Below are 13,791 nucleotides of genomic sequence, written 5' to 3'. Positions count from 1 at the left end.
AGTAACCACACTTCATAGGCTTCGCCTTGCCTAAAAACCAAACACACTGCTGCAAATTCAACCATCAAAGAACAACACGCCCTAGTCTTAACTGCTTTAAACTAAAGCCTAAATTTATATCGGTACGCAAACTAACTAAGTGTTTTGAAATAACATACATATCCATATGAGCGGCAAGCTTATTTTTAATACTAGGGGTTAAAGAGTCATCCTCTAGCGCTTGCTCAATAGAACTATAGTTATTTACTAACTGCTGCGCAGACTTTGTGCCAATACCTTTAACGCCAGGTATATCATTGGTTTTATCGCCTGCTAGAGCCCAAAAATCAACCAGCTTGTTTTTCTCTACTCCAAAACGCTCTTTTATACTTGTCTCGTCAAGGTATAACTTTTTAAAGTAATCGTAAACGGTAATGTAAGAGCCAATATGTGGTAAAAACCCTTTATCCGTTGATACTACAATGTTACTTATTTGATTACTGGAGGCCTTGTAAGCAAGCGTTGCTATTATATCGTCAGCTTCATCGTTAACGGGTTCAAATACAACAATGCCAGTTTGTTCTATTGCCGTTTTAAAATCTACTAATGCGTCTTTTAACATTTGCGGCATTGGTGCGCGTGAATGTTTGTAATCTTTGTAAAAATGGTATCGCCAGCTTCTATCTCCATCAAAGACCGCAATAGCATGTGTTGCATTACTACTTTTAAGTAGTTTTTTACATGCGTGGGCAACACGTGAGCAGCATGCTTCAATCATTTGTGCATCACTGTGGTGTTTTTGATTAGCATCAACAGCGTAAATGCGCCTAATTAAATTAAGCGCATCAATTAGAAGTAATTGGGGTTTCAAACTATATAACTCATGCTTTTATTTTGTAACACGGAATATATTTACTACCAGGGAGTTTCATTCTACCTTGGTCAACAAATGCTTGTAGTAGTTTATCCATATCGGTCATTAAGGCCGGCTCGCCACTTAAAATATAAGGCCCATTTTGTTTAATGGCTTTTATACCTTCATCTTTTACATTACCGGCAACTATACCTGAAAACGCACGGCGTAAATTAGCCGCTAATTGTTGCTTGGGTTGTTCAAGGTGTAAGTCGAGGTTTGCCATATTTTCGTGAGTAGGGGCAAACGGTTGCTGAAAGTCGTTATCAATTTTAAGTGTCCAATTAAAGTAATAAGCATCACCTTCACTTTTACGGTAATTTCGTACACTTGCCATGGCAGACTTTAGCTTTTGGCCAACGAGTTCAGGGTTATCTATGATCACTTCAAATTTATCGAGTGCTTGCGTGCCTAAAGTCATTTCAATAAATTGGCAAAGCTCGTTAAAATACGCTTCACTTTCTTTTGGCCCTGTTAAAATTACAGGTAAACACTGCTTAGCGTTATCTGGATGAAGTAAAATCCCTAAAAGGTATAGTAATTCTTCAGCTGTACCTGCACCACCAGGGAAAATAATAATTGCGTGGGCTGTTCTTATAAATGCTTCTAAGCGTTTTTCAATATCAGGTAAAATAACAAGTTCATTAACGATCGGGTTTGGTGGCTCAGCAGCAATAATACTTGGCTCCGTTAACCCTAAATAACGATTATCGGTGTTTCGCTGTTTAGCATGACCAATAGTTGCACCTTTCATTGGGCCTTTCATGGCACCAGGGCCGCAACCAGTACAAATATTTAAACCACGTAGGCCAAGCTCGTAGCCAACTTGCTTAGTGTATTTGTATTCAATTTCGTTAATTGAGTGGCCGCCCCAACAAACGATCATGCTTGGCTCGCTATTTACTCTCAGAGCGCCTGCATTTCTAAGCATATCAAAAACCATATGTGTGATAGCTTTTTGCTCTTTGAGATCCTTTTCATATTTTTGGCAAATAAATAAAATATCACGAATAACAGAGAAGATATGTTCGTGAATACCTGTAATTATTTCGCCATCAACAAAGGCTGTTTCGGGTGGGTTTTCAAGTTCAATTTTAATACCGCGCTCACGGCTAACTAATCGAATGTCAAAGTCTTGATATTTGTCATAAATTTCGTTGCTTGAGTCGGTATGGCTACCTACATTAAGAACTGCAAGCGCACAGTTTCTAAATAACTTATAACGCTCGCTAGCGGAAGATTGCTCTAATAAATCAACTTCTAATTGCGACAGTAAATCTAAAACCCCTGTTGGGTTTAACTGTATTAACATCGGCGTTCTCCTTGAGGCTAAAATAGTAAACTGCGTGGTAATAAATAAACAACGTTTGTAATTTATTACTTACTAGTACAAAGGCGATCCCGACCAGAATTTTTTGCTTCGTAAAGGGCGTCATCTGCTCTATCAAATGCTTTGAGCGGGGTATCGCCTTTTTTAAATTGAGTCGCACCAACAGAAATAGTGATCTCTATTTGTTTTTCTCTAAATTTAAAAGGAATATTTTTAATAACCTTTCTAACCTTATCAAGCGGAAGTGCGGCGTTTTCTAGCGATACACCCGGCATTAATAATACAAATTCTTCACCGCCGTAACGGGCTATAAAATCAGATTTTCTTACCGACTTTTGCAAAGCTTTAGAAATAACCTGTAATGTAATATCACCCGCTGTATGGCCAAATCGGTCATTTATTGATTTAAAATGGTCTACATCAATCACCGCAAGGGTAACATCTGATGGTTGCACATTAAATAGGTGCATTTCATGATTGTAGCGCTCGTCAAAGGCTGCGCGATTAGGTAATTTAGTAAGCCCATCAAGTAAGCTTTTAAAACGTTGTTCGTTTAAGCGCTTTTTATACGTTGTTAGCTTGCTTTCTAGGGTAACAATTCGTTTTGTAATGCTATCAAAACTAGAAACAAGCATTTGACGGTCTTCTTGTTCTAATTTTTCTTTGGCGATGAAGTCTTCACTCAAAGATTTTAATTCGTTATCAACAAGCTCTTTTAACGATGAGATTGAGGTGGCTTGTTGAGTTTGCTCATTGAGATTTTTAATTTTACTTTCAATGCTTTTGTTTAAAATATTAAACTCAACATTCATTGATTCAGAGTGTTTACTGGTAGATACAATCGAGTGATGTAGCTCTTCTAATGTCTGATTAAGTGAAGTTAAAAAACTTTGAGCTGACTGACGCTCTTTATTAATATTTTTTACGACAACGCTTATTATTTTTATTGCAGCATCAAGAAGGTTTTCTAGGCTGTCGCTATCAGTGATTGTATTTTTTATTACTTTTATTTGATCCGTCGACTCATCTTCAAGTACTAACTCATTGGCAAGCTCTAACAATTGTTTTGCCATTTGTGAGGATACAGAGCTGTCTTCACCTTGATTTGCTGAGAGCTTGGTTTGAAGAGCTTGATGATAAAAGCTAATGAGTTGATCTAATAAAGGAATATAGTCGTGCGTAGACTGAACGTTATTTATTTCATGATCTAACAAGTGACGCAAAGTACGACGCGTTTCATCTGGTAAGCCTTTTGTTTTTTGTAGTTGCTTACCTGCGCTTTGAACACTCGTAAATAAGTCTCTTTGCTGAGCTAGTTGAACTGCCTCTTGGTTTTGTAATAAGCCAACCAGTTCGTCAATTAGTGGTGACAAATCTTCAAAACTAACCCCTTTTACTAATGCAGAACGAAACCTAGCTAATCTATTATCAAGCTCTGTGTCTAGGCCTTTACAGCTCAAAGACAATTTTGCAGCTAAATTAGATAAAATATCAACTTGGTGTTTTCGCGCAGTTTCTACTGCCATACGAGCATCAATAGCTTGTTTCAACTTTTTATCTGTAGCTTTAGATTTTTCAGTCACCTAAGCATACCGCCATTGTATTAGTTTCATTAAGTTCAGTTTACAACAAAATTTTATTAAGTGTAGTTATCTAGTAAAAAACTTATAAAATTTAAAGTCATAGTACGTATAAACTCGTATTCAGAGCAACTTATCGTATTTAATTCACTTTTAAGAATGAGATTGTTAGTCTTATTAGTAATTAAGTTACCAGTAAGAGTGTTCATGAAAAAGTTATTAGCCTTGTCAATTTTAGCTGCTTGTTCAGCGCCGGTATTTGCCGATGTAAACTATTCTTTAAACATATCGCAGCCACAACATCATTTAGGTGATGTAAGTGTAGAGTTTCCTAAAACAGCACAATCACATTTAGATATAAAGTTGCCTGCATGGCGCACTGGGCGCTACGAAATGTTAAACCTAGCCAATGGTGTGCGTTATTTCAAAGCACAAGGTGATAATGGTGAAGCATTAAAATGGGAAAAAATTGATCACAGTACGTGGCGAGTTCATTTAACTGAACCAACACAAGTAAGCGTAGATTATCAAGTGTATGCTAACGAGCTTGGTAAGCGTGCTCGCCATATTGACGATAGCCATGCATTTATAGATGCATCAGGTTTTTTCATGTTTAGTGAGTCATTTAGACAAGAACCAGTGACTGTTAATTTAGATGTTCCTAAAAAATGGCGCTCTGTATCGGGTATGGATAACTTAAAAGGTAAAAATACTTTTAAAGCGGCCGATTATGATGTGCTTGTAGATTCGCCTATCGAAACAGGAATTAACCAACTACATACTTTTGAAGTAGATAATCGAGAATATGATTTAGTGGTGTGGGGTGATGGTAACTACGACGTAGATTTAATGCTAAGTGATCTAAAAAAATTAGTGGCTACAGGCAATGTAATTTGGGATAGCTACCCTTATGAACGTTATGTATTTATGGTACACGCAACGTCGGGTGCCGGTGGTGCAACTGAGCATTTAAATTCAACCATTATACAACGCCCAAGAGATCGTTTTGGCAGTCGCGAAGATTACTTAGGGTTTATAAGTACCGCAGCTCATGAGTTTGTGCACACATGGAATGTTAAAGCGTATCGCCCTCAAGGTTTAGTTCCTTACGATTACACAAATATGAACTACTCAAAATTACTTTGGATTGCCGAGGGTTCTACAAGCTATTTTGAAGATCATTTGTTAGTTCGCTCGGGTATAGAAACAACCGACGAATTTTTTAAAGTGATGAGCAAAACAGTTAATCGACACTTACAAACACCAGGTCGAGAAGTACAAAGTGCAAGCGAAACCAGCTTTGATAAGTGGATAAACCAAGGTGGGGATCATGCTCGTAATTACAGTACAAATATTTATTCAGAAGGCTCGTTACTTTCATTAGCTTTAGATATCGACTTACTTGAAAAAAGCCAAGGTAAAATTAGTTACCGCGACGTACATAAGGCACTTTATAACAACCATAAAATGCCTGCCGGTTTTACACAAACTGATGTGCTAAATATTTTAGAAAACCTAACCGGCCGTGATTATTCAACCTGGTGGAAAGAAAATGTAGACTCTCCAGCAAATATTAACTTTGATAAGCTACTTGCTAAGGTTGGTTTAAAACTTGAGCGTCCTGAAAAAGCTAAAGTAGTTGCAAGCATTGATGCAACGGCTAAAAACACAGGTGAGCTGTTAACTCTTAGCTATGTTAAACGCGGTGGTAGTGCATGGGATGCGGGTTTAACAACCGACGACAAAATTGTTGCTATTAACAAGCAACATGTAGGCAAAGATCTAAAAAGTAGCCTAGAAACATTTAATGCGGGCGATAAGGTGACGATTGATTATATTCGTCGAGATAAACTTGAAAGCTTAACGTTAGTTTTATCTAAAAATTACGATAAACCTAAAAAAGTTGTCGCAAATAAAGTGGCAACACCTGAGCAAAAAGCACTATTTAAAGCTTGGATTGGCGTTGAGCACCCAAGTGATGTAAATAAATAATTCATAATGTTTTATGATTATTGCAATTAAGGAGCTTAGGCTCCTTTTTTATTGCTATAAACAAAGTGATACTGTTTTAATAAATAACTTATTAGGAAAAATTAATCATTTAGTACTATGGTTAATTACAAACCCTTTTTTGGTATTCGCCTAGCAATGACATCCGATAAAGTTGTTCATACGTTAACGCATAAGTTTGTAATAAACGATCCATTGCATCAATTATTTGATGCCGTGGAGGCTATTTCTGTGCAAGGTTATGACGAACAAAGACAAGTCATTTATTGGAATAAAGGCAGTGAACTTTTATATGGGTATAGTGCAAAAGAAGCAGCAGGCCAAAAACTTGAAGATCTAATTATTCCCCATACTATGCGTGAAGGCGTTATAAATGCTCATACTAATTGGCTCAATAACGATGAAGAAATACCTGCTGCTGAGCTTAATTTAACACGTAAGAATGGATCAATGGTTTGTGTATATTCAAGCCACGTAATGTTCATAAACCAATACAATAATAAACAAATGTATTGTATAGACATAGACTTAACTGATGTAAAAAAGGCGCAAGGGCAAGCTGTTTTTAAACAAAAAATGCTTGAAACGATATTTGAGGCCATTCCAGATTTGTTCTTCTTAATGCAAGAAGATGGAACCATTGTCGACTTTCACGCCAGTAATAATAGCAATTTATACGCAAATTCAAATGAGCTTATTGGAAAGAATATGTTCGAAGTATTGCCTGATGAAATTGCTACCAAGTTTAAAATAAATATTGCCCAAGCGTTAAAAGAGAGTGCTTTAGTACGTTTTGAATACGAACTTAAATTACCCCATGGTTTAGTTTATTTTGAAGCACGCTTAAATCATGTATCACAGTACAAACAAGTTATGATTATTGTGCGTGACATTACCGAGCAACATAAATCTGATGAGTTAATACGTAAACAAGCTTTTTTTGATAGCTTAACTTTGCTCCCGAACCGATTTTTAGCACTCGAAGAGCTCTCAAAAATATTACTCAGTGCCGATGCAAACAAAACTAATGCAGCTGTGTGCTTTTTAGATTTAGACGATTTTAAAAAAATTAATGATTCTTTGGGTCATGAAATTGGCGATCAATTATTAATTGAAGCAGCAGAGCGGTTAAAGCAAGTGCTAAATAAAACAGATCTGGTAGGGCGACTCGGTGGTGATGAATTTATAGTTGTACTGCAAGGGTTGGCATCGGCTAATAGTGCTTTACGTATAGTAGACAAGGTACTTAAAAGCTTTAGAAAGCCATTTAAAGTAGAAGGACGAGAATTAATAATTACACTTAGTGTAGGAGTTGCCATGTATCCTGAAAATGGTAGCTCTGCATCAGATTTATTAAAAAATGCCGATACAGCAATGTATCAAGCAAAGGGCTTGGGTAGAAACACCTATTCTTTTTTTACAAAGCAAATGAACGAAATTATAAAACGCCGATTCTACATTGAAGAACAAATGCATAGTGCATTGCAACGCAACGAGTTTGAGCTTTATTTTCAGCCACAGGTAGAGGCAAAAAGTAATCAAATTATTGGCGCTGAGGCATTGCTAAGGTGGCATAACCCAAAACTTGGTAACATCTCACCCGATGAATTTATACCCATAGCAGAGCATACTGGTTTAATAGTACCCATAGGTAAATATGTAATAGAACAAGCACTGAAGTGTTTGAGTAAATGGCATAAAGCACATAAAAAATCATATTCAATGGCAGTGAATTTATCACCGAGTCAATTTAGAGATCCTAAATTACTTTCCTATATTAAAAGCACGCTTAAAAGTAGCAATGTAGAGGCTAAATATTTAGAGCTTGAAATTACCGAAGGTGTTCTTATGAGCGGCCAAGCTAATATTATAACTACATTGGTAGATATGACAGAGCTAGGTATAACACTCTCAATGGATGACTTTGGTACAGGTTATTCGTCGCTCAACTATTTGCGAGAGTATCCTTTTAATGTACTTAAAATAGATAGAAGTTTTATAAGTGGCATAACACAAAATAAAGAAGACTGTAATTTGGTTAAAGGCATTATAGCAATGTCGCATAGTTTAGGTTTAAGTGTTGTGGCTGAAGGCGTTGAAAGTAAAGAGCAGCTTTTACTTTTAAAGCAATTAGAGTGCTATAGCATTCAAGGGTATTATTTTAGTAAGCCTTTACCTGCGGCCCAACTGTTTGAATTTTCAACATAGTGTTTTATCTTGATTTAGTTAGAACATTGCACAGTTTTTGACCCAGACAGCGCATCGCGAGTAACCTATTATAGAAACTATAAAAGGATTTTATAATATGTATTAAATCTCATGCTTTAACGTTGCTAAAAGTACTTTCTTTTGCACTACCAAATACATGTAGACGATACTTAGCTAAGCAAAATTTTCATCATGGCGAAGGGTTAATACTTCAAAGCCTGTTTGTGTTACTAAAATGGTATGCTCCCATTGGGCAGAAAGCTTCTTGTCTCTTGTTACGACTGTCCATCCATCTTTTTTTGTTTTTACTTTTTTAGAACCTTGGTTGATCATAGGTTCTATAGTAAATGTCATACCAGCTTCTAGAACTAACCCTGTATGAGGTTTACCATAGTGCAATACTTGTGGCTCTTCATGCATTTCTTTACCGATGCCATGGCCGCAATACTCTCGAACTACACTATAATCAGAAGTTTCGGCGTGCTTTTGAATAGCGTGGCCAATATCGCCTAATGTTGCTTTAGGTTTTACTTGCTTAATCCCTTTCCACATAGCGTTATATGTAGTTTCCACTAAACGCTTAGCTTCTAAACTTACTGCCGAAAATGTATACATTTTACTAGAGTCACTGATAAAACCATTTTTTTCTAAAGTAATATCTACATTTAAAATATCTTTGCTTTTTAGTTTGTAAATATTATTAGGTACACCATGGCATACCACATCATTTACCGATGTGTTCAATGAATATTGATAGCCATACTGCCCTTTGCTGGCTGGGCGCGCGTTTAACACTTCAATAATATAATTTTCTACTTGAGTGTCTATATCTAATGTCGTGATTCCTTCACATATAAACTCATCGAGCATTTTAAATACTTGCGCTAAAAGCCTGCCAGATTCCCTCATTAACTCAATTTCAGCATCAGTTTTAATTATTACGTTATTCATTTAAGAGCTCCTCTATAGAGAGCTTTTCTTTTATTAATTGCTTTTTAATTATTTCATTATAAGAGAGTGTAGGGTTTAGCTCTGCAAGCATGCCAATTTTAATCCAAAACTCAGCTTGAGAATTGATAGATCTAGACATGACATTACTCGACTTTCTAATTTCCTCATGCAACTCGTCTGATATTTTTACTATTCCCATTATATATTTCGCAATTAAATGTATATGTATTATATATGAATCGTATACTTGGGTGGAGTAGATGTCAAACTTTGATATTTACTATTAAATAGCGAGATTTTGTTCAACTACCAATAACATCAACCAATTATTTAGTTAGCTATAGTTATGTCTTTTTACCACTATTAGCCATTTAAAAGGGCTCAAAATAACCATAATTCATTAATATATTTCATGTGCAATTTATAACCTAAAAATGCTAGGTTTAAGCAACACAATATTAAAGGAGATAAATATGAAATTAGAGTCATTAGCACTGCACCACGGTTACGAATCTGAGGATACGACAAAATCTGCAGCGGTGCCTATTTACAATACATCATCGTATACATTTGATAACACGCAGCATGGTGCTGATTTATTCGATTTAAAAGTACCTGGAAATATTTACACCCGCATAATGAACCCAACCAATGCCGTACTTGAACAACGTATTGCTGCAATGGAAGGGGGCATTGGTGCGCTGGCTGTTGCCTCAGGGATGGCGGCTATTACGTATGCTATTCAATGTTTGTGCGAAGTAGGTACTAATATTGTGAGCACCAGTCAAGTATATGGCGGCACGTATAATTTATTTGCCCATACATTACCACGCCAAGGTATTGAAGCGCGTATGATTAAGGCTGATGACTTTAGCGCATTCGAGGATGCCATTGACGACAACACCCGCGCCGTTTTTTGTGAATCTATTGGTAACCCTGCAGGTAATATTGTTGATATTGAGCGTTTAGCTAAGATTGCTCATAGCAAAGGTGTGCCACTTATTGTTGATAATACCGTGGCTACACCATACTTATGCCGCCCATTTGAACTAGGCGCTGATATTGTGGTGCACTCGCTAACAAAATACATAAACGGACACGGCACTGCCATTGGTGGCATGATTGTCGACTCTGGTAAGTTTGATTGGAAAGCCAACGCCACGCGCTTTGCAATGATGAACGAGCCCGATCCGTCGTATCACAATGTGGTTTATACCGAAGCTTTTGCTGAGGCTGCATTTATTGGTCGTTGTAGAGTAGTGCCTCTGAGAAATACCGGTGCAGCGCTTGCACCTAAAAACGCATCTGACATTCTAATTGGCCTTGAAACTTTAGGCTTAAGAATGGATCGCCACTGCGAAAATGCACAGCAACTAGCTGAGTATTTAGAAAATCATCCAAAAGTGCTTTGGGTTAATTACGCAGGGTTAAAATCAAGCCCGTATAATGCAATGAGCCAAAAAATTACCAGTGGCAAAGCATCGGGTATTTTAAGTTTTGGTATTGCGGGTGGTCTAGAGGCAGGTACGCGGTTTATTGATGCACTAAACATGATTTTACGTTTAGTTAATATTGGCGATGCCAAGTCGCTAGCGTGCCATCCTGCGTCTACCACACACCGCCAATTAAACGATGAAGAATTATCAAATGCAGGTGTAAGCCGCGATCTAATTCGTTTGTCAGTAGGTATTGAAAACATTGCCGACATAATTGCCGATGTAAGCCAAGCGCTCGATAAAGCATAGTTACCTCACTACCTTTCGTAAAAAGCTTAAAACATAAAAAGCGTTAGTTTAAAATATACTCTCGTTTTTTATGTTTTTCTAGAATCAATTAGTAAGCACACCTCCCTGTTTAATATTAATTTTTTATAAAACCTTTTTAATACTTTTATATTTTCACCGATTGTTTTTTATCCATATGACAATTTTTTATTGACACTAAGATTACTTACTACTACATTTGTAACAGTACCACTACAAGTGTAGTAATAGGAGCAACAATGAAACTTAGTGATTTTGAAATGGATATTATGCAGCTTCTCTGGCAGGAAGAGCCTTGTACCGCCAGTCAACTACATAAAGTACTTTTATCAGATAAGCAAAAAGATAAAAAAGTAGCTTATACAACGGTTAAAACCATTGTTGATAGGCTAGAGCAAAAAGGCGCTATAGAGCGCTGTGGGCTTGAAGGGCGAGCTATTGTTTTTAGAACAATCGTGACTCAAGACACGTTATCGGAGCAAGCTATGCCTAGTTTTATGCAACGATTTTTCAAAGGCAATTCCCGTAGTTTAATTGCTCACTTTATTAAAGAAGAAAAGCTAAACGACGAAGATATTGAATACTTACAAACGCTTTTAAAAAATAAGAAGTTAGATTAAAGGAGAGGGTAATGACGGATTATTTATTTACCAGCACACTTATTAGCTTATGTATTTTACTTACAGTAAAGGGGTTAAAAAATGCCCCTGCACGATTAAACTTTTACCTTTTGATGATTGCCTTGGCATGTTGGTTTGTCCCTTGGCAATACTTATCTCAGTTATCATTTTTTGAAGGAGCAGAACGCTACACATTTAATGTGGCGAAAATTGTTCCCGATATAAAAGTGTTAATTCCAGAAGACTTACAAACAACGACTCCGAACACGCTACTAAGTAAGCAGAGTATATGGGACTTTGTTCCATCACTTAATAATATTTTTATTATTCTGCTTATTAGTGGTTGTGGATTGTTTTTATTACGCATGGGCTTATACGTAAAGCTTATAAAAACTTTATACATTAACTCAAAGCCAAGTCCTGAACTTAAACACATCAAAAATCAGTATCCAATTAGGCTAACAACCCATACAGAGCCAGCTTTTGCTACCGGATTGATAAAGCCTGTTATTTGGTTAGAATCGTCGATGGTGAATCGTGAAGAATTAAATTCAGTTATTCAACATGAGGCAACTCACTTACAACAAGGTGATATTTATTGGACGTGGATTATTTGTTTTACAGAAAGCGTTTTTTGGTGGAACCCTATCTGCTTAAAGTTAACTAGTTTAGCGCGGGAGCAACTTGAACTTAGCTGTGATGAGTTGTGTATGGAAAAGCTAAAAGATAAATACCAATTAGATTTAGCCAGTTTATTACTAAAGAAGCAAAACGTTACAAGCAAAAACAACTTTTTTACCCCCCCACTTTTGAATATTGCTCATTCTAAGAGCTTTAATATTCAGAGGATCAAAATGTTAAACAAGGAAAAAACAATGAAAAGTAAATATTTGGTTATGGTTGCGGCGGCAATGTCTTTTAGTGCTTTAGCTGCAGCGCAAATTGTAGATGGTAATACGGGTAGTAAACAGCAAAGTAGTAAAACTTCTCAGGTACCTGTAAAAAGTGAAGCTTATAATCAACAACTTGCACAACTTCTTAAAAGTGCAGCAGGGGCAAAAAGTGATAACCCTGAACTGTTAAACCAAGCTGCGCAAGGCATTCAACAATGGCACTTAAATAGAGATAAACTTACTGGTTTTGAAGAAGCTGAAATCAAACTACAAAGCTTCAGGCTGCTAAATCACATTTACTCTAAACTTGAGCAATATGAAGATATACTGAGTGCTTACGAAAAATGGTATGAGCCTGGTAGTAACCCGCCTTACTTTTTAAAAAATTCACTAGCAACCGCGTATATACAATTAGGGCGTTATGAGCTTGCAGTTGTAGAGCTTGAAGATTTATCAAAACAGCTTGAAGGGAAACTACATGTTGGCTCTGCTGATAACTTAGCACTGGCATACATTTACCTTGCTGATTATGATAAGGCATTAAAAACCCTAGAGCAGGTTGATGCAAAAGATGATGTATACGGAAATATCCTTAAATACTATGTTTATGATAAACAAAATAACCGCAAAAAGATGAACGAAATCAAAAGTAAAATTCCAGACGTATTTGCAGTTACCCCCGCGTTATTACCGCAAACTGGCATACCAGATTCTCAACTTTTAAGGATGTTATAAGCGTTGAGTAATTAAACTTGGAGCCTTTGAGGCTCCTGTTTCATTCTGTTTAAATTTTTTTACAAAGGCGCTTGTATAAACCTTATTTAAAATACAGCTTTTAATTTGCTGTGTTTTACGCCGCAAAAATGCTTTTTTAATTCGTGTTTTAGTTGTGCAGCTGGCAATATCACTTTTGATGTTAGCGTCTTGCTTAATTGGGTATGGCATAAGTGAAAAACCATTAACCTGTGTTTCCCATGTATGTTGTAAGTCGCAATCTACAGGGCGACCAAATTGGGCTGTGGCTTTAAGTAGTTGTTTTGCCCCTTCATAACTTATTGCTGTCGCGCAGCAGCCGGTCATTAGTTTTTTGTGTATCACTAACTGCTGGTGGCTGTTAAGGTTGTGCTGATAGGCGATAGGGCGTGTGCGGTTTTCATAGGCTGCAAGTTTAATAAGTTGCCAAGGCTGGTTTAGCTGCTCAATATTTTTAATCGCATCATGAATGGACTCATCAATATAAAAATCATCTTCAAGCACAATTGCGTATTTCAATTTTTCATCAACTATCTTTTGCCAAGCTTTACGATGACTTAAATAGCAGCCAATTTGGCCATTGCTAAGTGCGTAGTGGTATTTTTGTTTGTTTAGTTGTTGGTTGTAATGAAGGTATTTTTGTTTATCAGTTAAGTTATTACCATCAATAGCGTCTATACGCTTAAACGTTAAGTTAACTGCAGATAGCCGCTCTGTGGTTTGTTTTAAACGCTTGGTTGAGCGTGCCAAATTAATTACAAATATTGCTGCCATACCTAATGCCTCTTACA

The 13,791-nt window shown here is 36.7% G+C and carries 11 protein-coding genes; 5 read left to right on the top strand and 6 right to left on the bottom strand.

The window, feature by feature from the left end:
• Positions 1 to 64 precede the first annotated feature (64 nt).
• The 3 genes from xni to CWC11_RS17725 form a co-directional block, all read right to left on the bottom strand.
• Positions 65 to 850, bottom strand: coding sequence for a flap endonuclease Xni (gene xni, locus CWC11_RS17735; RefSeq protein WP_138683750.1), 786 nt, complete (start codon positions 848 to 850; stop codon positions 65 to 67).
• Between the two features lie 10 nt (positions 851 to 860).
• Positions 861 to 2,204: a nucleotide 5'-monophosphate nucleosidase PpnN gene (gene ppnN, locus CWC11_RS17730; protein WP_058550280.1), complete on the bottom strand. Its 1,344-nt coding sequence runs from the start codon at positions 2,202 to 2,204 to the stop codon at positions 861 to 863.
• A gap of 65 nt (positions 2,205 to 2,269) precedes the next feature.
• Positions 2,270 to 3,805 (bottom strand): GGDEF domain-containing protein, encoded by a 1,536-nt coding sequence (locus CWC11_RS17725; RefSeq protein WP_138683749.1) that lies wholly within the window; start codon positions 3,803 to 3,805, stop codon positions 2,270 to 2,272.
• Positions 3,806 to 4,009: 204 nt separating this feature from the next.
• Between CWC11_RS17725 and CWC11_RS17720 the strand changes: the two genes are divergently transcribed.
• A complete protein-coding gene (locus CWC11_RS17720; RefSeq protein ID WP_138683748.1) occupies positions 4,010 to 5,794 on the top strand; it encodes a M61 family metallopeptidase in 1,785 nt (594 codons plus the stop codon).
• Between the two features lie 156 nt (positions 5,795 to 5,950).
• Positions 5,951 to 8,020, top strand: coding sequence for a sensor domain-containing protein (locus CWC11_RS17715; RefSeq protein ID WP_138683752.1), 2,070 nt, complete (start codon positions 5,951 to 5,953; stop codon positions 8,018 to 8,020).
• Positions 8,021 to 8,194: 174 nt separating this feature from the next.
• On the opposite strand, the gene map is transcribed toward CWC11_RS17715, so the two are convergent.
• Positions 8,195 to 8,971 carry a type I methionyl aminopeptidase gene (map, locus tag CWC11_RS17710; RefSeq protein ID WP_138683747.1) on the bottom strand — a complete coding sequence of 259 codons (777 nt, stop codon included), beginning with the start codon at positions 8,969 to 8,971 and terminating at the stop codon, positions 8,195 to 8,197.
• A complete protein-coding gene (locus tag CWC11_RS17705) occupies positions 8,964 to 9,170 on the bottom strand; it encodes a ParD-like family protein (protein WP_138683746.1) in 207 nt (68 codons plus the stop codon). The genes map and CWC11_RS17705 overlap by 8 nt, the downstream gene beginning before the upstream one ends.
• 274 nt (positions 9,171 to 9,444) lie before the next feature.
• Here CWC11_RS17705 and CWC11_RS17700 point away from each other — a divergent pair, with 274 nt between their 5' ends.
• The 3 genes from CWC11_RS17700 to CWC11_RS17690 all read left to right on the top strand — a co-directional run bounded on the left by CWC11_RS17700 (position 9,445) and on the right by CWC11_RS17690 (position 12,982).
• Positions 9,445 to 10,716, top strand: a complete 1,272-nt coding sequence (locus CWC11_RS17700; protein ID WP_138683745.1) for an O-acetylhomoserine aminocarboxypropyltransferase/cysteine synthase family protein — start codon at positions 9,445 to 9,447, stop codon at positions 10,714 to 10,716.
• A gap of 257 nt (positions 10,717 to 10,973) precedes the next feature.
• Positions 10,974 to 11,354 carry a BlaI/MecI/CopY family transcriptional regulator gene (locus CWC11_RS17695; protein ID WP_039037384.1) on the top strand — a complete coding sequence of 127 codons (381 nt, stop codon included), beginning with the start codon at positions 10,974 to 10,976 and terminating at the stop codon, positions 11,352 to 11,354.
• Between the two features lie 11 nt (positions 11,355 to 11,365).
• Positions 11,366 to 12,982 carry a M56 family metallopeptidase gene (locus CWC11_RS17690; protein ID WP_138683744.1) on the top strand — a complete coding sequence of 539 codons (1,617 nt, stop codon included), beginning with the start codon at positions 11,366 to 11,368 and terminating at the stop codon, positions 12,980 to 12,982.
• Here CWC11_RS17690 and CWC11_RS17685 read toward each other — a convergent pair.
• A complete protein-coding gene (locus CWC11_RS17685; protein ID WP_138683743.1) occupies positions 12,977 to 13,774 on the bottom strand; it encodes a glycosyltransferase family 25 protein in 798 nt (265 codons plus the stop codon). The two genes, CWC11_RS17690 and CWC11_RS17685, sit on opposite strands and share 6 nt — an antisense overlap.
• Positions 13,775 to 13,791: the final 17 nt, after the last annotated feature.

Source organism: Pseudoalteromonas sp. S3178 (assembly GCF_005886985.1).
Taxonomy (GTDB): domain Bacteria; phylum Pseudomonadota; class Gammaproteobacteria; order Enterobacterales; family Alteromonadaceae; genus Pseudoalteromonas; species Pseudoalteromonas carrageenovora.
Note: the sequence above shows the minus strand (reverse complement) of the source record. Positions and strands in the feature narration are given on the sequence as shown.

What these genes read in the sequence shown, in the direction of transcription:
- CWC11_RS17695 (WP_039037384.1), top strand. Translation starts at nt 10,974, where the DNA reads ATGAAACTTAGTGATTTTGAAATGGATATTATGCAGCTTCTCTGGCAG.
- CWC11_RS17705 (WP_138683746.1), bottom strand. Translation starts at nt 9,170, where the DNA reads ATGGGAATAGTAAAAATATCAGACGAGTTGCATGAGGAAATTAGAAAG.
- CWC11_RS17690 (WP_138683744.1), top strand. Translation starts at nt 11,366, where the DNA reads ATGACGGATTATTTATTTACCAGCACACTTATTAGCTTATGTATTTTA.
- ppnN (WP_058550280.1), bottom strand. Translation starts at nt 2,204, where the DNA reads ATGTTAATACAGTTAAACCCAACAGGGGTTTTAGATTTACTGTCGCAA.
- CWC11_RS17685 (WP_138683743.1), bottom strand. Translation starts at nt 13,774, where the DNA reads ATGGCAGCAATATTTGTAATTAATTTGGCACGCTCAACCAAGCGTTTA.
- CWC11_RS17720 (WP_138683748.1), top strand. Translation starts at nt 4,010, where the DNA reads ATGAAAAAGTTATTAGCCTTGTCAATTTTAGCTGCTTGTTCAGCGCCG.
- CWC11_RS17715 (WP_138683752.1), top strand. Translation starts at nt 5,951, where the DNA reads ATGACATCCGATAAAGTTGTTCATACGTTAACGCATAAGTTTGTAATA.
- CWC11_RS17700 (WP_138683745.1), top strand. Translation starts at nt 9,445, where the DNA reads ATGAAATTAGAGTCATTAGCACTGCACCACGGTTACGAATCTGAGGAT.
- map (WP_138683747.1), bottom strand. Translation starts at nt 8,971, where the DNA reads ATGAATAACGTAATAATTAAAACTGATGCTGAAATTGAGTTAATGAGG.